Here is a 20,988-nt window from a genome sequence, read left to right on the forward strand (position 1 = left end):
CGAACTCTCCATTTCTAGCTATGTCCCTTTTCGAGCCGGAGGAGTAGGGTATGTGGGCTGAGTAGATTAGGAGAGATGTGAAGAAGCGGGAACGGGATCTAACCTCAATACGGGCCTATCGAGGGATGACTCCAGAGCAAGCAGAGGTTGCTGAAAAGAAGCATCGGGAAGTGCTTGCCGTTCTCACGGGCCTCATGCTCGTCCAGTTCATCGGCATGCTCGCGAACACGATCGTCAGCAACGCGATGCCCGTCATCGTTGCCGAAATTGGTGGCAATCAAACCCACTACACGTGGATCCTCACCTCCGGCATTCTCGCCAACACGGTCATGACTGCCCTAGCGGGCAAGCTCGCCGACCTGTACGACAAGAAGAAGCTCCTGATCATCTCGATGATCATGTTCATCCTCTCCTCCCTCCTCTGCGGACTCGCCCAAACACCGGAGATGCTCATCGCGTTCCGTGTTCTGCAGGGCCTGGGAATGGGCATGCAGGTCATGCTCTCCATGGTCATCATGGCCACCGTGATCCCGCCCCGCGAACGCGGCCGCTACAACGGCTACATGGGTGCAGTCATCGCGGTTGCCACCGTCTCCGGCCCGCTCCTCGGTGGACTCATCGTTGATACTCCGTGGATGGGGTGGCGCTGGTGCTTCTGGGCAACAATCCCCTTCATGATGGCCGCCATTTGGGTCATCTCCCGCAGACTCAACCTGCCCAATATGAGCCGCGGCAAGGTGCACCTCGACATCCCCGGTGCCGCACTCATGGCGATCGCCGCCGTCTCCTTCCTCCTGTGGGTCTCCCTCGTTGGTGGCGGCACCTCATTCACCGATCCGGCCGCAATCATCCTCATCATCCTCGCGATTATCGCCACGATCATCTTCATCCTCGTTGAAAAGAAGAGCCCGGAACCGATCCTGCCAATGGAGATCATGGCGCACCGGAACACGGTTCTTGCGATCATTGCCTCAATCGGTGCCGGCACCATCATGTTCGGAGCGAACGTGTTCCTCGGCCAATACTTCCAGTACGGGCGCGGCTACTCGCCCACCGTGGCCGGCCTCCTCACGTTCCCGATGATGGTCGGCATCGTCATCGCCTCCACCTGGATCGGGCAGCTCATCACCCGCAACGGAGTGTGGAAGAAGTACGTCGTCTCCGGTATGGTCTACCTGTCGATCGGCTCGCTCGGGCTCTGCTTCGTCAGGCAGGACACCAGCCTCCTGATCCTCGCAGTCCTGTTCTTCATTATCGGTTGGGGACTCGGTGCTGCCAACCAAAACCTCGTCCTGGCAGTGCAGAACTCCGTCCCGCTGAGCCAGATGGGTGCCGCTACCTCAACCGTGACCTTCTTCCGTAGTCTCGGTGGCGCGGTCGGCATCCAGGTCCTTGGCGCCAGCTACGGTGCCGCAACGAACTCCTACATGGTTGACAGGTTGGGGGAGATGCCGAAGGTGCCGGGCAACGCCGCCGGTTCCCTCGACCTCGCTGCCCTCCCCGACCCCGTTGAGGACATTGCACGCGCCGGCTTCGGTAATTCCCTCTGGGCAGTCTTTGCCGTCGCCTCCATCATCGTTGTCATCGGTGCCATCTCGACGATCCTCATGAAGGGCACCTCCCTGCGCGACACGGTCGATATCCAAAAGAAGGTCCACAAAACCCTCCGGGAAGACGAAGCCCAGGCCTCGCAGATCACCACCGGCAACCCCATCCCACTCGAACCGGTCACGGGCGAAATGCCACGAATTGAAGTTGACACCGTGGCCTCGGAAGAGACAGAAGAAGCGGGCTCGTTAGCAGAATCGTCACCGAGTAACGCCCAGTACACCACGGCCTCGCTCGCCAACGACTCTGACAGACCGGGTTCTCGATCAGAGCCCAGTGATGTCGTGGTTGAGAACAGCAATCTTGAAGGTAAGAAGAACGAGAAGTGATCTCTGAAAAACGTTGAGAATGCAGGTGAGCGGCCCAGATTGGGCCGCTCACCTGCATTGAAGATGTCAGTTCTCCCTGCTGGTGCAGCATTCGCGCTAAACCTGGAGGAAGAACCGAGATGGCTTGGACTAGTCGATGACACCGTAGAGGCGGTCACCAGCATCGCCCAGGCCGGGAACGATGTAGGACTTCTCATCCAGGCGCTCGTCAACCGCCGCGAGAACAACCGTGACGTTTGCGCGGTCACCGATGTGCTCCTCGAGGGTCTTGAGGCCCTCGGGTGCGCCAAGTAGGCAGATTGCCGTGACGTCTTTAGCTCCGCGCTCGAGAAGGTAGTCGATGGAAGCGATCAGGGTGTGGCCTGTTGCCAGCATCGGGTCCAGTACGTAGCACTGACGGTTCGACAGATCGTCCGGCAGGCGGTTGGCGTAGGTGATGGCCTCGAGGGTCTCTTCGTCCCTCTTGAGGCCCAGGAAGCCAACCTCGGCGGTTGGCAGGATTCGTTCCATTCCGGACAGCATGCCCAAACCGGCACGCAGAATCGGAACAACGAGCGGGGAGGGATGGGTGAGGCCGGTACCGACGGTCTTCGCGACCGGAGTTTCGATCTCAATCTCTTCCACGTTAATGTCGCGCGTTGCCTCGTAGGCAAGCAGCGTCATGAGCTCCTCAACGAGCTGACGGAACACCGGCGACGGTGTTGTCTTCTCGCGGAGGACGGTAAGTTTATGGGCAACTAGTGGATGGTCGACGACCTGCAATCTCATGTCAACTAATCTAACTGAGGAATGTAGGTTACGCAGATATCTGAGGTCCCAAATGTGTGCAGAACGGCTAAAAGCCTTTGACGGGCCAATGCTCACCTGCCTTCAACTCGCCTCCCAGGCCGAAAAACTCGGTGATGTGCCCGTTGGTGCACTCGTCCTGGATCCCGACGGAAACGTCATTGGAACCGGCTATAACGTTCGAGAATCAGAGCACGACCCAGCCGGTCACGCCGAGATCGTTGCCCTTCGAGAAGCGGCGAAAGTGCGCGGCGGTTGGCGGATGGAGGGGTGCACGCTCGTGGTTACCCTCGAGCCGTGCACGATGTGTGCCGGTGCTATTGTCCTCTCCCGTGCCAGCTCGGTGGTCTTCGGGGCGTGGGACCCGAAAGCTGGTGCCGCCGGATCCGTGCGCGATGTGTTGCGGGACCCCCGGCTCAACCACCAGGTCGAGGTGATTGGTGGTGTTAGGGAAGAAGAATGCTCTGCACAGCTCCGTGACTACTTCGAGCGGTCCCGATAGATCCACCACATTTATGTTCCCCAATTTGTAGAATCGAGCCGAATCAAAGTAGTCTGAATGACCGATGGTGGAGTGTCCGAGCGGCCGAAGGTGCAGCACTCGAAATGCTGTGTAGTGAAAGCTACCGTGGGTTCAAATCCCACCTCCACCGCCACGTTTCCCCTGGTATAGCAACAGTTTGTTAGCCCAGGGGTTACTTGTATTTGAGGCTTGCAGTACCCCTACAGTACTTCCAAGAAAATTGGGCCTTAACTGCCTGCGTGCCTGTAAGCCTGGGCAACGTGGGCCCGAATTGGCTTTTGCTTAGCTTCAAGAAGTAACTGTGTGTCGGGTAGCTGGGTATGTGGGTGGTCGGTGCCGGGTCGCAGTCTGTTGTTCCCGGCACCCAACACCTACCGCTTACGGTAAAGCTTTTTCACCTGGTAGACGGGTTCCGAGGTGACGCGGGCACCCAGGTTCCGGAAGATCCCCTCATCAACCGAGCCGAGGATCGTCGTCGTGTGAACATCGCAGTCGCGGAGGTTGCGCAACTCGGCAAGGGCCCGCCTCGCATCGGGATTCGATGCGGCCGAGACGGAGAGCGCGATGAGGACCTCATCCGTGTGAAGTCGGGGGTTTTCACTTCCCAGGTGCTTCGTCTTGAGGTCCTGGATCGGGGTAATGGATGTGGGGTCTAGGAGTTGGACCGACTCATCGATTCCGGCAAGCTCCTTCAACGCATTCAGGAGCAGGGCGGAGCAGCAGCCCAAAAGTTCGGAGGTCTTACCGGTGATGATCGTGCCGTTTGTGAGCTCTATTGCGGCCGCGGGAGCCTTTGTTTTCTTCTCGACCTTGAGGGCGGGTTCAACGACATGTCGGTCGGTTCGGGAGATGCCAAGCTTCCCCATGACAATTGCGATCCGGTCGGACTCGTCGGGGGCGAGATCGTTGCGCGTCTCGTTGACGAGGGCCTTGTAGTAGCGGCGGATCGTTTCCTGGCGGGAGGCCTCGCGGCACACCTCATCGTCGCTAATGCAGAACCCGACCATGTTCACCCCCATGTCCGTCGGACTCTTGTAGGGGGATTTGCCCAGGATCTCTTCGAGCAGTCGCGACAAGAGCGGGAAGACTTCGACATCGCGGTTGTAGTTGACGGTCTGCTTGCCGTACGCGGACAGGTGGTACGGGTCGATCATGTTGACGTCATCCAAGTCGGCCGTCGCCGATTCGTAGGCGAGGTTGACGGGATGATCGAGGGGCAGATTCCAGACTGGGAACGTCTCAAACTTCGCGTACCCGGACTTCAGGCCGCGCTGATGGTCGTGGTAGAGCTGTGAGAGGCAGGTGGCGAGCTTGCCGGATCCCGGGCCGGGTGCCGTCACGACAACGAGATCGCGCGTCGTTTCGACGTACTCGTTCTTTCCGAGACCATCCTTCGACACCACGAGATCCGGATTGGTGGGATAGCCCTTGATGGTGCGATGGCGGGAGACCTTGAAGCCGAGGCGCTGCATGCGGGCACGGAACGACCGGGCCTGCTGATTGTCGTCAGAAACCTGGGTGAGAACAATGTTCTCGACAAGGAACCCTCGGCCGCGGAACACGTCAACGAGGCGAAGCACGTCTTCTTCGTAGGTGATGCCAAGATCGGCACGGATCTTTTGGCGCTGAATATCGAGTGCGTTCAAGACAATGACGATTTCAACTTCGTCCTTGATTGTCTCCAGCATCGAAATCTTATTGTCCGGAGTGAATCCGGGAAGCACGCGAGCCGCATGGTTATCGTCAAAAAGCTTCCCACCCATTTCTAGGTAGAGCTTTCCTCCCAGGCTTGCCTGGCGTTCGGCAATGTGCCGAGACTGCAATTCAATGTACTTGGCACTATCGAAGCCAACTGCCGTATCTGTCATTCATGCTCAATTCCGCGATGTCTTTACGGGGGAGCCCTTTGAAAGCTTAGTTCCAAAATTCAGGTATTGGAAAGTCTGACCGTGTGAGTCGCAGCCAGCAACACCTCCCCACGGCAGTTCTCCAGGAGGCATTATCCGAACCAGACTGCCCGTATTTTCCTCGTAATTTCGCATAAACACGCCACTCTCTTGCTCTTACTTCCTGAAGCTACGCCACGACCATTGACCGTCCCGCGCCTCGAAATGTGAGATAGAGGAAACAAGGTTTCTCTCTAGTTGACAGTGTGGTCGGTTTCAATTTAGCGTACTGTCCTGTGAGGCAACCAAGTTGCGTTACAGGAAACAGGCTTGATGGATGTAAGGAGTGGAAATGGAAATCTCGACAGGGGATACAGCCTGGGTGATGGTGAGTGCGGCGCTCGTGCTCCTCATGACTCCGGGCTTGGCGCTGTTCTATGGCGGCATGGTTCGGGCTAAGAGTGTGCTCAACATGATCATCATGTCGATCGTTGCCATGGGAGTGGTAGGCGTTCTGTGGGTTCTCTTTGGATTCTCTCTCGTGTTTGGGGAATCGATCGGTGGAATTATTGGCAACCCAACGGACTTCGCTGGTCTCGGTCAGCTGCTCGGCCCAGATGCGTCAATGGGAGGCCTTCCCACATTGGCATTTGTTGGATTCCAGGCTGCCTTCGCGATCATCGCCGTCGCACTTGTCAGTGGCGCTGTTGCGGACCGAATGAAGTTCTCGGCCTGGGTGATTTTTGCGGGAATCTGGGCCGTCATCGTCTACTTCCCGGCCGCCCACTGGGTCTTCGCGTTTGATGACACGGTCTCGGAGCATGGTGGTTTCATTGCCAACACGATTGGGGCAATCGACTTCGCCGGTGGCACCGCGATCCATATCAACGCCGGTGCGGCAGCCCTCGCGCTCGCCGTCGTCATTGGTCCGCGTGTGGGCTTTGGGAAGGTGCCAATGCGCCCCCATAACTTGACCATGGTCATGACCGGGGCAGCCATTCTTTGGTTTGGTTGGTTCGGATTCAACGCTGGATCGGCACTCGGGGCGAACGAGGTCGCGGCACTCGCCTGGGTCAACACGCTCCTTGCACCGGCTTCGGCCCTGCTGGCCTGGCTGCTCGTCGAGCGCAACCGCGACGGTCATGCCACCACTCTCGGTGCTGCCTCGGGAATCGTCGCCGGCCTCGTCGGCATCACGCCCGCCGCTTCCTCCGTTGAGCCCCTTGGTGCCGTGATCATCGGACTCCTCGCAGGCTTGATTTGTGCGCTGGCCGTGGGGCTCAAGTACCGCATCGGAATTGATGATTCCCTGGACGTTGTTGGTGTGCACCTCGTTGGTGGGCTGGTTGGCACCCTGGCGATTGGCTTCCTCGCCAGCCCCAGCACACCCGACGGATCGGCTGGCCTCTTCTACGGCGGTGGCTTCGGCCTGCTCGGTGCCCAGGTGCTCGGCGCGGTTGCGGTCCTCGCCTACAGCTTTATCGTCACCTACCTGCTCGCAAAGATCCTCGATCGCGTCATCGGACTGCGAGTGCCTGTGGAGGTGGAGCAGGCCGGCATTGACGTTGCCGAGCACGCTGAGTCCGCCTATGACCTGAGCCAGGTCGGCTACGCTTCCCGAAGCGTCCGCCATTCTATTGTCATCCCAACGACGCCAGCAAAGGTGGAAAACTGATGAAACTCATTACCGCAATCATTCGACCAACATCCCTCCAAGCAGTCCAGGTTGCTCTCGTCCGTCACGGAGTGAGTGGCATGACCGTGAGCGAATGCGCGGGATATGGTAGGCAGCAGGGCCACAGGGAGGTTTACCGGGGGAGTGAGATGAGGGTGGACTTCCTGGCTAAGGCCCGCATCGAAATCGCAGTCCCAGACGAAGACCTCGATACAGCTCTCGACGTCCTCCTCGGTGCTGCCAGTACGGGGGAAGTGGGAGATGGCAAGGTCTGGGTGACCGACATTGTCCAAGCCCTCCGCATCCGCACCCGAGAAAGCGGAACCGAAGCCCTCTAGTAAAAGTGGCTGAAAGACTAGGCGGCCTAATAGGACGGTGGCCTTGAAGCGGGAAGCATCCGCTTCAAGACCACCGCTTTATCGTCCTTCAACACAAGTGCGTTAGGGTGTGATTTTCTTACGCGCCACGTTCTGGGGTGCGTCCCTGGTGGAAGGTGAAGATGGAGAGGAAACGAATGGGGGTTTCGTGGAGGGTAGAGGGACCGTGCACACCCTCCGCATCAAACAGCAGGCTGTCGCCCGCGTTGAGGCGGTGTGCTTCACCGCTGTGCATGTAATCCATCGAACCTTCGAGGACGTAGATGAACTCTGTTCCCGTATGCTGGAACATGGGGAACGGTTCTGACTCGTCAGTGAGGGTGACAAGCAGGGGCTCAAGAATGTTCTGACGGCCCGTCAGTGCCCCAAGAAGCTGGTAATGGTGGCCGAGATTAGTGCCGCGACGAACGATCGTGGGAGCCTCTCCCGCGGCCACGCGAATAGCCTGGGACTCGGTGTCAGCCTCCCGTACGAGCGCCGATACGGGAGCGTCGAGACCCTCGGCTAGAGCAGCAAGAGTTGAGAGGCTACAGGAGGTTTGAGCATTCTCGATCTTCGAGAGCATGGCCTTACCAATGCCAACGCGTTCAGCGAGCTCTGCCAACGTCAACCCACGCTCAAGCCTCAGCTCCCGCGTCCGTTCTCCGATTGATTTTTCGAGAGTGCGTTCGGGGATGAGGGGGCGACCGCCCTCGACCGGAGGGCTTGCTTCTTGGCCTGGTACTTCAGGAGTCTTTGCCATCACTCAACTGTATCCCAACATGAAACATTCATCACGGCAAGAAACAAATAATCAATATTTCGGACATATCACCTGCCGTGCCAAGTGGTGGGGGCGCTGGTGTATGCACGTGCATGGTGGAATGATAGAAGAGTGAGCTTTACTGACTTTGTTCCCTCTGGGAACCAGGGCGTCGATCCTGAGCTGTACGACATTGAAAATGCTGCGATCGACCCGAATGGTTCGATGTGGCAGGAACTCGTCAAGCAGGCCACATGGGTGGGAAAAACACTTGTCGACCTCGGGTGCGGGAGTGGCTGGTGGCTACCCAAATACGAGGAGGCCGCTGAACTTTACGGGATTGAACCCGACCCGTCACTACTCGATACAGCACGGTCACGCACCGACCGGGCCACAGTCCTTGCTGGCTCCGCTGAACACGTGCCTCTACCGGATAACTCGGTTGACGTTGTGCATGCTCGCTTCGCCTACTTCTTTCCTCACCCGAACTTCGATCCCACGGCAGGACTCGTCGAGGTCGCGCGGGTGCTTAAGCCAGGTGGCAGCCTTATCGTCATCGACAACGACACCGAGCAAGGCGAGTTTGCTGCCCTCCTGCGAGAAAGTGCCTACGGAGACCTTCAGGGAAACACGACCTATGCTCGCTCGTGGTGGGAAGAACACGGTGCCGACACCATCGAGGTCATGAGTAGCTGGCAATTCAAAACAAGATACGACCTGGAGCGCGTCCTTCACCTCGAATTCTCGCCCGAGTTTGCAGACAGGTGGTTGCGTGAGAATCCGGATCGAACCTCTCTCAGCTACGGCTATCTCCTCCACGTATGGCAGAAGCCCAGCCTTCATGAGGCTGAGGAGAAGCCGTGATCGGCAAGCTCCCAGCTGTATCAAATAACCCGTCGAGGAGACCCGCTTGAAGTGCCGTCTTCGGCTTGTCAGTTCACTATCGGTGCAGGAAGTTGTGGAGCGAATCCTGGCTGCGGACAAGCATCGGGTCCCTTTCACGACGGTCTCTCGCCATGGCGACCGGTTCATTGCGGTGACAAAACTGGGGCCGCTGCGCTTTGAGGACCGCATGCGCATTGCGAATGTTGAGAAGAGTGGTGAAAGCATGCGGGGCATGATCCTCAAGGAGGGGTCGTGGCTCGTTGGCACCATCAGATTCGCGGCCATCAGCAGTCCAGAAGGGACCGTTCTGGGGTGGGAGTATGACCTGCGACTTCCCTGGCTAATTCTCAACCTGCCACTCGCGTTCACCATGAACCTTGGCTACCGCATCGGTTTAAGCCGGCTACTTCGGTGATTGATGCGAAGTGCGTGCTGGAGTTCGCTGAGGTAAGAGCCCGGATTAGCAACCTGTAGTAGGCCAGAGGCGCCTTCCAGAGCTTCCCAGCGGAGGAAAAGAAAAACGCCAGTCACCAACTTTTCGTTGATGTACCAGCGTTTCTCGATGGTCGGGGTGGCGGGATTTGAACCCACGGCCTCTTCGTCCCGAACGAAGCGCGCTACCAAGCTGCGCCACACCCCGTGCAACTCATTCATAATAGCCAATGTTGGTGGCTAACGAAAAACAGAGCGTGCATTTGGTCGGTGACTACTTGGTCACGCCAAGTCGATCACCTGGATCTCCGGGCGGCATGCGAGCCTGAATGGGGCGTAGGGAGAGGTGCCAAGTCCGCGTGAAATCGCGGCCGACATGGTCCGCTTGCCAATCGGCCAACCAAACACTCCCGACACGTGCTTCGTATCAAGATCGCAGTTGGTGACGAGCGCACCGTAACCGGGGACGCAGACCTGCCCGCCGTGCGTGTGGCCCGCTAGAGCCAGCCCCACCCCATCGTCGTTCATCCGGTTCAACACTCGGGAGTAGGGCGCGTGCGTGAGCCCAATGGTGAAGGGCAACGATGATGCGGGTTGTGTCGGGTAGTCGTCGAGATCGATGTGGGGATCGTCAACGCCAACCAGTCCGATCTCTGTTCCACCAAGCGAAAGCGTCGCGCGAGCATTGCGCAGATCGGTCCACCCGTAGTCGACCAATGCTTCAGCCATTGCTTCATGCGGCAGGTCTTCCGGTTCCTTCGCCTCGGAGGCGAGCTGCGGGATGACGTAGCTGAGGGGATTCTTCCACACCGGCGCGAAGTAGTCGTGTGAGCCGTACACGAAGGCGCCGGGGATGCCGAGGTCCGCGAGGGGCTTCAGAGCTCGCAGGAGCGAGGGTAGGGCCTTGGTTGAGGACAGCTGGTCACCAGTAAGGAACACTGCATCCGGCTTCAGGTCGGTCAGGTCCCGAAGGAACTCAACCTTCTTCCCGTCATTCGGCATGAGGTGAATGTCGGAGATGTTGAGGATCCGGACCGGCTCCATTCCAGCCGGCAGGATCGACAGGTGGTGGAAGGAGCGCTGGAACTGCCGGGCTTCCCAGACGGACCAGCCAGCAACCCCGAGTCCGGCCGCGGTGACACCGGCAAGAGTCCGGATCATTCGTTGCCCTCCGAGTTTTCTGAATCTTCCGGTGGTGGCGGCTGCTCCTCCGAGGGTGGATCAGCGGGCTCTTCCGGCTCTGGCTCCGGCTCAGCCTCCTCGGACGGTTCGTCAGCGGGAGGCTCCGGGGACGGTGCCGGGGCGGGTGCTGGTGCTGGATTGGCGCTTCGGGTTGAGGGATTGTCACGGCCCTGGGGCAGGATCTTGGCTCCACCCTCGGTTCCGTCAGTGGTCTGCAGATCGAAGGGAATGGGGTCCACTCCCTCGAGGATCCGGGACTGGTAGGTGGAGAATGCGAGAGCGGGGTAGAGACCGCCGTACACTTCGACGTTGTACTGGCCGTTAATGGTGGTGTAGAACATCGACACGTTCCCCTCCATGTGACCCAGCCAGATAGCGGTTGCTTCGTGGGCGGTATAGCCCATGAACCAGGCGTGGTAGTCCATGTTGGCGGTACCGGTCTTGCCCGCTACCTCGTGGCCGGCAACCTGGGCCCGGAAGCCAGTACCCCCATCCTCAACCACGGTTTTCAGAACCGCCGTGGTCGTATCGGCCACCTCCTCATCGAGGACGCGGCTGCAGGTGGGGCTGATTTCCGCAATCGTCTCGCCATCCTGGTTTTCAATCTTGGTGAACGACATGGGTTCGCACATGATCCCACCCGATGCGAGGGTTGCCATCGAGTTCGCGGTCGACAGTGGGGTCACGTTGTTGGAGCCGAGGACGGCGGAGGGGCGGGGTTGGAGGGGTTCACCGTTACCGGACCGCACACCCATCTGCTCAGCAACACCCGTGATATTGCACAGGTCGAGCTGGGTCGCCATGTCAATGAAGGACAGGTTAACTGACTTCGTGGTGGATTCCAGCACGGTCATCATCCCCGAACCAATGCCCTCAATGTTGGAAGGATTGTAGGCGTCAGCAAGCTCGGGAGCACACGAGATCGTCCAATCGTCACGCGTGTACGTGTCTCGGGAAGCATCGACGCGTTCCTGGACGGAACGACCCGACCGGATCCACTCGATCAGGGTGTAAACCTTGAACGTTGAACCGGACTGGAAGCCGTAGCCGCCGCCCCGGTCCGTCCCCACGTTGAGGTTCACCGTTGTCGCATTCGGATCCTCCGGGGTCGCGGAACCGTAGTTCGTGTTCTGGACCATGGACGTGATTTCGCCCGTCCCCGGGGTGACGGATGACATTGCCATCTCCACCGATGAGGGGTCGTTGACGGGAACGTGGGTGGTCACCGCATCGTACGCAGCCTGCTGCTTGGCCGGGTCAAGGGTTGTGTGGATGACGAGACCGCCACGGTAGAGCTGGTTGAGTCGGTCCTCGTGGGATTCACCCCATGAGTCGGAAGCCAGCAGGTCCTTGACGACATAGTCGCAGAAGTAGACAGAGATCCCTGCGGACTCGCAACCGTTCACGGGGCGTGAAACGTTGAGCATGTCGTCAATTGACTGATTGACGCTGTCACGGAATTCCTGCTCAGTGATGTAGTCAAGCTCGTACATTTTCGCGAGCACAGTGTCCCGTCGAGTCTTCGCTTCCTCCGGATTGGAGATCGGGTTCCAGCGAGCAGGGGACTGGGTGATACCGGCAAGCATCGCCGCCTGCGGGATCGTCAAATCCTTTGCGGGGACGGAGAAGAAGTATTGCGAGGCGGCCTCGGCACCGTACTGGGAGGGGCCAAACATGGCGATATTGATGTAACCGGTGAGGATCTCATCCTTCGTCATCTGCTTCTCAATCGCCATGGCAGTCCGCGCCTCGGAGAGTTTACGCGCGATCGTGCGTTCCGTAGCCTGGTCGATCAGTTCGGGATCGTTTGAGTTGCGTCCCTCCTCAATGAGGAGGTTCTTGACGTACTGCTGGGTCACGGTCGAACCACCGGCGAGCCTGCCGCCCGTGAAGTTGTTGAAGGCGGCACCGATGAGACCCTGGGGGTCGATGCCGTTATGTTCGTAGAAGCGTTCGTCCTCAATCGCCACCACAGCATCCTTCAAATACTGCGAAATATCCCCGGAGGCGATCACGATCCGGTTCTCGGCATAGAACCGAGCAAGCTCGGTCCCATCGGAAGCGAGAATCACCGACTGCTCGGACGGTTCCGTGAACGTCAGCTCGGTCGGCAGATCATCGAAAAGGGTCGTGGTTGCATTGGAGGCCGTGCCGGTGGTTGCCACGAATGGCATGGCGAGCCCCGCGAGAGCGAACCCGCCCGCTGTACAGGCCAGCAAGAAGGCAAGCAGAATCGCGAGAATCTTGCCGGGTGCGGCCTGTGGGGCCTTCTGAGAACTAGGCATGGTTAAGAGTTTAAGGGCTTACGCACCTAAAGTCTGGTTACCGTTAGCCATTGCGCAAAATTGGCGCAACCAGCGGCAGAGTGAGCGGGGTCCACAATATAAATCGGAGAAATGGATTCACTGTTTCGCATTTTCCCAGGTGAACCGATATATTGAATGGAGTAGGTGACGACAGTCACGTAATTACCGACATATCGCCAGAGTCGATGAAGCCTCAGGTGAAGGAGCAGACATGTCCCTGTTGTTAGAAGGCCAAACATGGGCAGCGCAGGCTGCGTGCTCAAACGTAGATCCGGACACCCTCTTCGTAAGGGGAGCCGCCCAACGCCAAGTCCGCCAAGTGTGTTTTGGTTGCCCTGTCAGGCTCGAATGCCTTGCGGACGCGCTGGATTCGAATACGACCTACGGAGTGTGGGGCGGATTGACCGAGCGGGAACGCCGCGCACTGCAGCGCAGATTCCCGAACGAACAGAACTGGTACCGCCGTCTCCACACGTCCCAGGACCCGATCTCGGTCGAGTTGCGGGCTGGGCGAATCCCGAGAATATCCAACAGGTAGGCGCCAGGCTCCCGTTTGTTCGATAGGATTCAATCATGACTACATGGGAGTACTTGACCGCGCCGCTTCTCATTCACAACACCAAGGCCATCTTGGATAACTTTGGTTCCCAGGGTTGGGAGCTTGTTGCGATCTCGCCCGGACCCGCGGGCACCGAGAACGTGATCGCCTACTTTAAGCGCCCGAAGGAGAGCTAGTGGCTACTCCCAGTACTCGACTCGGTGAACTGGGGCTCGAACTTCCCCCGGTTGCGGCGCCGCTCGCCGCATACGTGCCCTCCAAGGTCACCGGCAACATGGCCCGCTCCTCGGGCCAGCTCCCGTTCAAAGACGGCGAACTGACCCTGACCGGCAAGGTCGGTGCCGAAGTCTCGCTCGATGAAGCCTACGAGGCGGCACGCCTGTGCGCACTTAACGCCCTCGCCTCGGTGGCTCAAACCGCTGGAGGTATTGATTCCATCGCCTCTATCATCCACGTCACCGGCTATGTCGCTTCAGCACCGGATTTCTATGATCAGCCCAAGGTCATCAATGGAGCCTCAGAGCTCTTCGCGGATATCTTCGGAACCGGCGGCAAGCATACGCGCTCAGCAGTCGGCGTCGCAGTTCTTCCCCTCAACGTCCCCGTTGAGCTGGAGATCGTCTGCCAGATCGTCAAGTCCCGCATCGACTAGCCCCTCAAGATCAAGAAAGTGGTGGGGGAAGAGACTATCTGTCTCTTCCCCCACCACCATCTAGTTCTCAGGAAATGTGTTTTAGGAGGCGCGCTTTTCGAGGCGGCTGATTTCGATGAGGGTGACGGCGCGTCCTTCGAGGCGGATCCAACCGCGGGACACGAAGTCAGCAAGCGACTTGTTGACGGTCTCGCGGGATGCACCAACGAGGTGGGCGATCTCTTCCTGCGTCAAGTCGTGTGCGACGTAAACGCCTTCCTGTGTGCGCTCACCGAAGCGGGCAGCCAGGTCGAGGAGTGCCTTGGCGACACGGCCGGGGACGTCAGCGAAGACAAGGTCGGCCATGAGTTCGTTCGTGCGGCGCAGGCGCTGAGCAAGCTGGCGCAGCATGTGCTTGGCCATGTCCGGGTGGTTGTCGATGAAGCCCATGAGGTCTTCATGCGAGAGCGACAGCAGGGTAGTCGGTGCAACAGCGGTGGCTGAGGTAGAGCGCTTACCGAGGTCGAACAGGGACAGCTCACCAATGATTTCGCGGGGACCGAGGATGGCGATGAGGTTCTCACGACCATCGTCCGATGCGTGTCCGAGCTTGATCTTGCCGTCCACGATGATGAAGAGGTTATCTCCGGAGTCACCCTCGTGGAAGAGAGCCTCTCCACGGCGAAGGGTTTCTTCAGACATCAGCTCCGTGAGCTTTGCCTGATCCTCCTCTGACAGGCCCGCAAACAGCGGTACCGAAGCGATGATGCTGGTCTCCAATGCTTTCTACCTTTCCTGAGTGCTGTTTGCCGCCAAGCCCATTGGCTCGGCCCTAGCAATTCACAGATAAGACTACCCTATGTGACAAGGTGCATAATATGAATATATGACGGCTAAAAAGCAAATTTATCCGCCCAGACCACGCTCGAAGGCAGCTCGCAGGCAGCAGGCTGTGGCCGTGAACGACGCTCTGACCAGGAATTATCCGGATGCTCGATGTGAGCTGGACTTCACCAATCCGCTGGAATTGCTGGTCGCAACCGTGTTGTCGGCGCAAACCACGGATGTTCGGGTTAATTCGATAACGCCGGAACTGTTTGCCACCTACCCGGCGGCGGAAGATTATGCGGATGCTGACCGGGAGGAACTCGAATCAATCCTGCGACCCCTCGGCTTCCACCGTGCCAAAGCCAAGTCGCTCATGGGCCTCGGTGCCGCGCTTGTAGAAAAGCACGGGGGTGAGGTGCCGAATTCCCTTGAGGAGCTGATCAAACTCCCGGGAGTTGGCCGGAAGACCGCGAATGTGGTTCTGGGAAATGCCTTCGGCATCCCCGGAATCACGGTCGACACCCACGTCGGCAGGCTCGCGCGGAGGCTGGGATGGTCGAGGGAAGAAAACCCCGTCAAAGTCGAGAACGACATTGCTGACCTGCTGCCCGAGGAGGAGTGGACCATGGCCTGCCACCGACTCATCTTCCACGGCAGGAGAATCTGCACCGCCCGCAAACCAAACTGCGCCGCATGTCCGATCGCGGACCTATGCCCGTCCTACCCTGTTACCGCCTGAGCAGTTCATATCGCCGTGTGAACTATGCGCGGGAGGACATCGTCGGTCCGCGTGAACGAAAAGTGACTACGCCTTTGCTGACTGGTTGTTGAGGAAGTCAATCAGGAGGCGCTGGACCTCGTCGGGATTCTCTTCGTGTGCGAGGTATCCGGTGTTGGGAAGCACAACGTGCCGGTACTCTCCGGCAACATGCTTGGTGGTTTGGGCCCACGCCCTCGATGGGAGTAGCGGATCGAGGGCGCCGCGGATCGTGAGGACCGGAATGTTGAGGGGGCGAGAGATTTGGTTGAGAAACTTCCGTCCCGAACGTCTCCTGTTCATCCCCCACGTCCACCGCAACTGGTGGATCTGAGTTTTCGCGGCATTGGGTAGTTGCAGGGCGTCAGCGTAGTGCTCAACCGCCTCGGTCGCACCCGTGTTACCCGGGGCGGATAGTTCCGCCAGGAGCTTCTTAAGCCTGGTGGGTTTCTTCAGTGCCTGCTCGGCCACCTGCGGGAGGAATGCGGACAGGTAGTGCCGCCATGTCCGGAACGTGACATGAAGCCCCAGCTTGAAGGTGTCGATGGGGTGCGGGGATGAGATCGTGACAAGGCCGGTGATGAGATTGGGGGCCAGGCTAGCTGCAACCCAGGCAAGCGCCCCGCCCGAACCTGTTCCAACGAGAACCGCTTGGGAGGCGCCGAGACTGCGAATAACGCCGACAATGTCGCTGGCAAGGGTTGGCGTGTCGAACGTGTCCCTCGTCCGGTCACTTCCGCCCGCGCCGCGCACATCCACAGCAGCCACCGCGTAGCCTGCCTCGGCGAGCGCTGGGATCTGGTTGCGCCACGCATACCAGTACTCGGGGAAGCCATGAATGAGAACAATGAGGGGCTTGCCTTCGGTGAGGGTGCCGGCTGTTGCCACATGGAACTGGGCCCCGCTGGCGCGCACAAGACGATGGTGCCAGGGTCCAGGTAGCGTCACGCACGAGTTGTCGGCAGGCATGATCCTCCTCAAAGAAAAGCGGGTGCGGGCAGTGCCCGCACCCGCTACCAATAGCTCGAGAATATCTTAGGAGTCGTTCTTCCTCGACAGGAGGACACTGCGGCGACCTGTGATCTCGCCCCGTTCGGTGCCGTGACGGCGTGCCTGATGCGAAACAACACCGGTCATGAGCAGGAGGAATCCGTAGACTGCGAGCCTGCCCGTGGCCAGTGAGTTCGTCAGGTGATATCCAACATTCCCCGTGAAGTCATTGAATCCTGCGAAGGACTGCATGGCGTTGCTGGCAAGCAGATCCTGAGTGAGGGCCGGAGCGAAGATCGCGAGCGCCCCTGCCACGAGCAGGATGACACCGATCACGATTGGGCCAACGGAGGAGTAGCTGGCCAGGAACCACAGAACCCCAACACAGAGCAGGGCTCCGAGGAGTTCGAGGACGACCAGCCAGTCAACAGTTCCCGTCGACCATGCGTTCCCGTCAATCTCCGTGAGACGTACGCCCGAGTCCGCAATCAGGTACCAGGCAAGCGGGGCCAGGAGGAGCGTTCCGAAAAACACGCCAACGTGAGACCAGCCGCGACCGCGTGGTTCCTCCGGGATGGGTTCCTCGTAGTGGAACTCGGAGGAAGGGCGGGTGTAGGGCGATTCTGGTGGGGTTGACACCGTGGCAGGAGAGGAGACTGTCGTGGGTGCAGGCGTGGCGGAGGTGCTGCTGTCAGCCGGCACCCGGTTAAAGACCGAGGTGCGGTTGGGGTAGGAACCGGTACGTTCTGCGGGGGCTGTGGCGGCGGGAGTCGTGACGGTTGCATCAGCGGAATCACTCGTGTCGCGAACAACGGTCGCATCGTCACGGTCAGCTACCGAATCGGTGCCACCGGTGTTGCCGAATTCGCGTTCCCAACGATCGCGTTCCGTCTCCTTCGGAGCCGTGTCGGCATCCGGTTCGTCGGAGAAGTTCGGTGACCAGGAGCGGGTCGACTCCGCTTCCGACTCGGTGAACTCGGGTTCATCAGACAGCTTGGCGTCCCCGCGATGATCGTTTACTACGGAGGAGTCGGCGCGTTCGGAACCACCCGAAAGCGCCTCGTCACCGCCGTGCGAATCGTGCTTACGCGTGTACGGGGTGCGGAACGGGGAGTCCTGTGACGAATCGTGGGACGAGTCGACATTCGACTGCTCGGCGGCCGGCTCCCCGGTGCCGTCTACCTCGGGAAGCGAGTCTGTTCCCTCGCGCTCGCTGTCGTCGCCCTGCGGTAGCGGGTCGAGAATGTCGTCATGTCCTTCCTCGTGATCAGGACGTGAATAAGGATCGGTAGGTGTCGACATTGGTGTCCTCCTCGTCGTTATGTTCTGACGCTATAACGAATGTGCCCCAATTTTGTGGATCACGCGCCCGGCACCCTACCTTAGAGTTATGGATTCGGCTCACGGTGTTGCAACGGCCCTCGATACGCTCGCGACCCTGCCTGGCGTGCAAGAATGCGGGACCCGGGTTGCTCAAGCCGTGCGTTCCGTTCGTTTCTCCACCGGATTGCGGCGCGGCTGGGAAGGGGCGCGTGCCGAAGCGAGTGTCCGCTGGGTGCTCCGCGAGTGCGCGATGCTGGGCAGGGACGTGACAGCGCAGGCGTTGCGGGAGCAGATTGCGTGGCGTGGCGAACCGGACGATCCTGTTGCGGCCGCGGCCTGGCGTTGCCACATCGACGCCGTGAATTCGATGCCGCCCCTCAACACGAAGGACACGGCCCCACCCCGTCAGGTTCCGATGAGAGCGCTTCTTGCCGGACTGCACCGAGACGCGGCCTCCACCCAGGAAAGCAACTCGGAACGTAACGCTGCTGGAATCCTCTCCCCATCCGATCTGAATCGGCAGGAACTGCTCATGGCGATCGCCGAATCCAAAGCCCCCGCGATCGTCGTCCTGTCGGTCCTGCTCGGGCAGTGGCTGACCGATCCGCTGACCGTTCCCGGTGACTCATTCATCCGGGACAGTTTCGTCCGCTCACTGGCAACATCGAGAGGACTGGAACCCACCGGAATTGCGGTCCTCGACATTCAAAGCCTACGAGACGGCCTCGCCCACTACGAGCGGGGTGACAGTGAGGGCATGGTCGCGTGGTTCACCCTGGTTGCGGACAGTTTCGTTGACGCGATGAGTGAAGCGCTCCGCATCTCCCAGTCGGTTCTTGCTGGCCGTACTGATCCCGAACTCCCGTAAAGAAATCCACAGCCCAAGTTCAGTCCGATCCCGGTCGGGGGAACCGGCGGGAGACTCGGGGCATGAATGACAGGGTTTCTCACCGGAAGATTCGGACGCAGCCGCTTGCCACGGTCCTCATCAGAGCATCCTCGGCCGAGCTCATAACCGATATTGAGCGCCTCGCCACCGTTGCTGGGGTCGATACGGCGACCGTGGATCCGAAGGGTGAAGCACCGCCCGCGATCCTCACCCTGACCGAGGAGTCGGGGACCACGCGATCGGTTCTCGCCAGCTTCAATGAACTCTTCCAACCGGAATTCGCCGGCCAGCAAGTTTCGGTCAGTCCCCGCACCAACCCCGCCGACCTGCTTGAACTCTTCGTTGCGGCAGGAGCCACCCAACGCGGCACCGTCGTCGGCGTCCTGGGTGGCCACGGAGGTGCGGGAGCAACCGTCCTTGCAGCCATGCTGTCCCGCCAGCTCGCACAGGACGGCAGCGCCAGCCTCGTCGATCTCGATCCGCTCTCCGCGGGCTATGACACTCTTTTGAGCCTGCCCGACACGGGGAAACGGTGGGCGGACGTAACGAAGGAAAAGGGTACGCTCCTGCCCGGCAGGCTGGTCGCCTCCCTGCCCGAATGGCAGGACGTGCGAGTCCTCAGTGGGGACCGGCGAGGAGCCGTCCCATCGGGAGACCGCACCGGCATGAGCGTTACGACCGCCGTCTCCCAAGCAAGCGCGGTCACGGTCGTTGACCTCCCGCGACACGCACTTCTCAAGAACACGAGCTCCCACGAGACCGTCACCTGGCTCGATCACCTTATTCTCGTTACGCGTAGCGACATCACAGACCTCGCTCAGACCCGCGCGATCCTCCCACTCATCCCGCCCACGGTGCCCACGACAACGGTGATCGCCGGGGTGAGGAGCGTTGGGCAGGCTGATGATGCGGCACACCAGCTTGACGTGGAAGCATGCCCCCTGAGATTTGAACGGACCTTCGATGGCGATATTGCCCACGGCATGACACCGGGGGACCGGCTACGCTCCGGATCAGCCCGGGACATCAAGCGAATCGCGATGCGGGTCCTGCAATGAGCACGGCACTTCAAGAGGCCCGTGCAGCCGTTGTCGGCGGTGACGAGATCGCCTCCGTCCTGGCCGGCGCATCACCCGATGCGATTTCTATTGCCGCAGTGGCCTCCGTCGGTCAAGGCATCCTCCAGCAACTGGAGGGTGCCGGCCCCGTCCTCCAACCACTCTTGGACGACCCGCTCATTACCGATGTTCTTGTCAACGGAACCGAAGGTATCTGGATTGATCGCGGACGCGGCCTCGAACGTATCAATCACGATTCGACAGCGCTTGCGGACCCGGGTGAAGTACGAAAGCTCGCGGTGCGGCTGGCTGCTACCTGCGGTCAGCGACTCGACGATGCCTCCCCGATCGTGGACGGCACATTTCCCTCAGGGGTCAGACTTCACGCGGTACTCCCGCCACTTGCAGCGGAAGGCACCCTCATTTCCCTGCGTACCCAGCGCGCCATCGCGCTGACGGTGGATGACCTCGTCCGCTACGGGACAGTCAACGATCCCCTCGCCTGCATCGTCACCTCGATGATCAGCGCCAAAGCGAACGTCATGATCTCCGGATCAACAGGTTCGGGCAAAACAACGCTTCTTGCCGCGCTGCTCGGGCTCGTCCCCACGAACGAGAGAATCGTCATCATCGAAGAGTCTGCCGAGCTTCGCCCAACCCATCCGCACTGCGTTCACCTTCAGGTCCGTCACGCCAACGTGCAGGGCACCGGCGAAGTTTCCATGAGCGACCTTGTTCGCGCCGCCATGAGAATGCGTCCCGACCGCCTCATCCTCGGAGAATGCCGCGGTGCCGAGGTTCGTGACGTTCTCGCTGCCCTCAACACCGGCCACGAGGGTGGCTGGGCCACCATTCACGCCAACACAGCCCAGGATGTGCCTGCCCGACTCGTTGCACTGGGGGCGCTCGCGGGGATGACAGAGGAGACGGTTGCCGCGCAGGCAGCCGCAGCGCTCGACGCGGTCATCCACATCAACCGCACCACGAAAGGCAGGCGCATCGACCACATCTCGGTTCTCAGCAGGCAAGGCAGAAATCTTGTCTCAACCAAAGCGGTCAGTATGGCAGTTGATGGCTTGGAGAAAGGCCCAGCATGGGAGCAACTCGTCGGCCGCCTGGGACTTGACGCGTGAATGCGATGATCGCGGTTCTTGCGGGGCTATCCCTAGCCTGCGCGCTGCTTTCCGGAGGTTTCAGCCGGCGCCTAACGGTCACACAAAAA

General features: G+C 59.9%; 21 protein-coding genes and 2 tRNA genes. 14 read left to right on the plus strand and 9 right to left on the minus strand.

All coding sequences use genetic code 11. The annotated features are described in order from the left end of the window. Nucleotides 1–125: 125 nt before the first annotated feature. The gene (locus BN1241_RS07300) at nt 126–1,937 is read left to right on the plus strand and encodes an MDR family MFS transporter (protein ID WP_054952990.1); all 1,812 of its coding nucleotides are present in this window, start codon (nt 126–128) and stop codon (nt 1,935–1,937) included. A 129-nt stretch (nt 1,938–2,066) separates the two neighbouring features. On the opposite strand, the gene upp is transcribed toward BN1241_RS07300, so the two are convergent. Further along, nucleotides 2,067–2,705: a uracil phosphoribosyltransferase gene (gene upp, locus BN1241_RS07305; RefSeq protein WP_054952991.1), complete on the minus strand. Its 639-nt coding sequence runs from the start codon at nt 2,703–2,705 to the stop codon at nt 2,067–2,069. Between the two features lie 88 nt (nt 2,706–2,793). Here upp and tadA point away from each other — a divergent pair, with 88 nt between their 5' ends. Further along, nucleotides 2,794–3,225: a tRNA adenosine(34) deaminase TadA gene (gene tadA / locus BN1241_RS07310; RefSeq protein ID WP_054952992.1), complete on the plus strand. Its 432-nt coding sequence runs from the start codon at nt 2,794–2,796 to the stop codon at nt 3,223–3,225. A 66-nt stretch (nt 3,226–3,291) separates the two neighbouring features. Next, nucleotides 3,292–3,379, plus strand: a tRNA-Ser gene (locus tag BN1241_RS07315). Nucleotides 3,380–3,617: 238 nt separating this feature from the next. On the opposite strand, the gene BN1241_RS07320 is transcribed toward BN1241_RS07315, so the two are convergent. Beyond that, complete coding sequence (locus BN1241_RS07320; protein WP_054952993.1) at nt 3,618–5,114, minus strand: DUF1846 domain-containing protein; 1,497 nt, start codon at nt 5,112–5,114, stop codon at nt 3,618–3,620. A 370-nt stretch (nt 5,115–5,484) separates the two neighbouring features. Here BN1241_RS07320 and BN1241_RS07325 point away from each other — a divergent pair, with 370 nt between their 5' ends. Both BN1241_RS07325 and BN1241_RS07330 read left to right on the plus strand, forming a co-directional pair. Next, entirely contained in the window at nt 5,485–6,807 is a 1,323-nt protein-coding gene (locus tag BN1241_RS07325) for an ammonium transporter (RefSeq protein WP_054952994.1), read from the plus strand. After that, complete coding sequence (locus tag BN1241_RS07330; protein WP_054952995.1) at nt 6,807–7,145, plus strand: P-II family nitrogen regulator; 339 nt, start codon at nt 6,807–6,809, stop codon at nt 7,143–7,145. The genes BN1241_RS07325 and BN1241_RS07330 overlap by 1 nt, the downstream gene beginning before the upstream one ends. A 118-nt stretch (nt 7,146–7,263) precedes the next feature. Here the strand turns inward: BN1241_RS07330 and BN1241_RS07335 are convergent, their stop codons facing one another. After that, nucleotides 7,264–7,926: a helix-turn-helix domain-containing protein gene (locus BN1241_RS07335; protein WP_054952996.1), complete on the minus strand. Its 663-nt coding sequence runs from the start codon at nt 7,924–7,926 to the stop codon at nt 7,264–7,266. Between the two features lie 132 nt (nt 7,927–8,058). On the opposite strand from BN1241_RS07335, the gene BN1241_RS07340 reads away from it, so the two are divergent. Both BN1241_RS07340 and BN1241_RS07345 read left to right on the plus strand, forming a co-directional pair. Further along, on the plus strand, nt 8,059–8,790 hold the full coding sequence (locus BN1241_RS07340; protein WP_054952997.1) for a class I SAM-dependent methyltransferase: 732 nt from the start codon (nt 8,059–8,061) through the stop codon (nt 8,788–8,790). A gap of 46 nt (nt 8,791–8,836) precedes the next feature. Then, nucleotides 8,837–9,226, plus strand: coding sequence for a hypothetical protein (locus BN1241_RS07345; protein WP_147599325.1), 390 nt, complete (start codon nt 8,837–8,839; stop codon nt 9,224–9,226). A gap of 148 nt (nt 9,227–9,374) precedes the next feature. On the opposite strand, the gene BN1241_RS07350 is transcribed toward BN1241_RS07345, so the two are convergent. The 3 genes from BN1241_RS07350 to BN1241_RS07360 all read right to left on the minus strand — a co-directional run bounded on the left by BN1241_RS07350 (nt 9,375) and on the right by BN1241_RS07360 (nt 12,710). After that, nucleotides 9,375–9,451: transfer RNA gene (locus tag BN1241_RS07350), tRNA-Pro, on the minus strand. Nucleotides 9,452–9,525: 74 nt separating this feature from the next. Continuing rightward, nucleotides 9,526–10,404, minus strand: a complete 879-nt coding sequence (locus BN1241_RS07355) for a metallophosphoesterase (RefSeq protein ID WP_054952999.1) — start codon at nt 10,402–10,404, stop codon at nt 9,526–9,528. Next, entirely contained in the window at nt 10,401–12,710 is a 2,310-nt protein-coding gene (locus BN1241_RS07360; protein ID WP_054953000.1) for a transglycosylase domain-containing protein, read from the minus strand. Before BN1241_RS07360 ends, BN1241_RS07355 begins: the two co-directional genes overlap by 4 nt. Nucleotides 12,711–12,942: 232 nt before the next feature. On the opposite strand from BN1241_RS07360, the gene BN1241_RS07365 reads away from it, so the two are divergent. From BN1241_RS07365 to BN1241_RS07370, 3 genes are read left to right on the plus strand one after another with little or no spacing between them, the layout of a single operon-like run. Beyond that, entirely contained in the window at nt 12,943–13,269 is a 327-nt protein-coding gene (locus tag BN1241_RS07365; protein WP_054953001.1) for a WhiB family transcriptional regulator, read from the plus strand. Between the two features lie 35 nt (nt 13,270–13,304). Then, nucleotides 13,305–13,466, plus strand: coding sequence for a Sp36 family protein (locus BN1241_RS12840; RefSeq protein WP_077138321.1), 162 nt, complete (start codon nt 13,305–13,307; stop codon nt 13,464–13,466). Continuing rightward, on the plus strand, nt 13,466–13,942 hold the full coding sequence (locus tag BN1241_RS07370; RefSeq protein ID WP_054953002.1) for a RidA family protein: 477 nt from the start codon (nt 13,466–13,468) through the stop codon (nt 13,940–13,942). Before BN1241_RS12840 ends, BN1241_RS07370 begins: the two co-directional genes overlap by 1 nt. An 81-nt stretch (nt 13,943–14,023) precedes the next feature. Here the strand turns inward: BN1241_RS07370 and BN1241_RS07375 are convergent, their stop codons facing one another. Further along, nucleotides 14,024–14,701, minus strand: a complete 678-nt coding sequence (locus BN1241_RS07375; protein ID WP_054953003.1) for a Crp/Fnr family transcriptional regulator — start codon at nt 14,699–14,701, stop codon at nt 14,024–14,026. A 106-nt stretch (nt 14,702–14,807) separates the two neighbouring features. Here BN1241_RS07375 and nth point away from each other — a divergent pair, with 106 nt between their 5' ends. Continuing rightward, complete coding sequence (gene nth / locus BN1241_RS07380) at nt 14,808–15,488, plus strand: endonuclease III (protein WP_077138322.1); 681 nt, start codon at nt 14,808–14,810, stop codon at nt 15,486–15,488. A 66-nt stretch (nt 15,489–15,554) separates the two neighbouring features. Here the strand turns inward: nth and BN1241_RS07385 are convergent, their stop codons facing one another. Continuing rightward, entirely contained in the window at nt 15,555–16,475 is a 921-nt protein-coding gene (locus BN1241_RS07385) for an alpha/beta fold hydrolase (RefSeq protein ID WP_054953004.1), read from the minus strand. A gap of 66 nt (nt 16,476–16,541) precedes the next feature. Further along, nucleotides 16,542–17,798, minus strand: a complete 1,257-nt coding sequence (locus BN1241_RS07390; RefSeq protein WP_054953005.1) for a YIP1 family protein — start codon at nt 17,796–17,798, stop codon at nt 16,542–16,544. Between the two features lie 88 nt (nt 17,799–17,886). On the opposite strand from BN1241_RS07390, the gene BN1241_RS07395 reads away from it, so the two are divergent. From BN1241_RS07395 to BN1241_RS07405, 3 genes are all read left to right on the plus strand, one after another. Then, nucleotides 17,887–18,687 carry a hypothetical protein gene (locus tag BN1241_RS07395; RefSeq protein WP_054953006.1) on the plus strand — a complete coding sequence of 267 codons (801 nt, stop codon included), beginning with the start codon at nt 17,887–17,889 and terminating at the stop codon, nt 18,685–18,687. Between the two features lie 62 nt (nt 18,688–18,749). Continuing rightward, on the plus strand, nt 18,750–19,766 hold the full coding sequence (locus BN1241_RS07400) for a CpaE-like family protein (protein WP_054953007.1): 1,017 nt from the start codon (nt 18,750–18,752) through the stop codon (nt 19,764–19,766). After that, nucleotides 19,763–20,899: a TadA family conjugal transfer-associated ATPase gene (locus BN1241_RS07405; protein WP_054953008.1), complete on the plus strand. Its 1,137-nt coding sequence runs from the start codon at nt 19,763–19,765 to the stop codon at nt 20,897–20,899. Before BN1241_RS07400 ends, BN1241_RS07405 begins: the two co-directional genes overlap by 4 nt. Nucleotides 20,900–20,988 lie beyond the last annotated feature (89 nt).

The sequence above is a fragment of the Flaviflexus massiliensis genome (genome assembly GCF_001375495.1).
GTDB classification, from domain to species: domain Bacteria; phylum Actinomycetota; class Actinomycetes; order Actinomycetales; family Actinomycetaceae; genus Flaviflexus; species Flaviflexus massiliensis.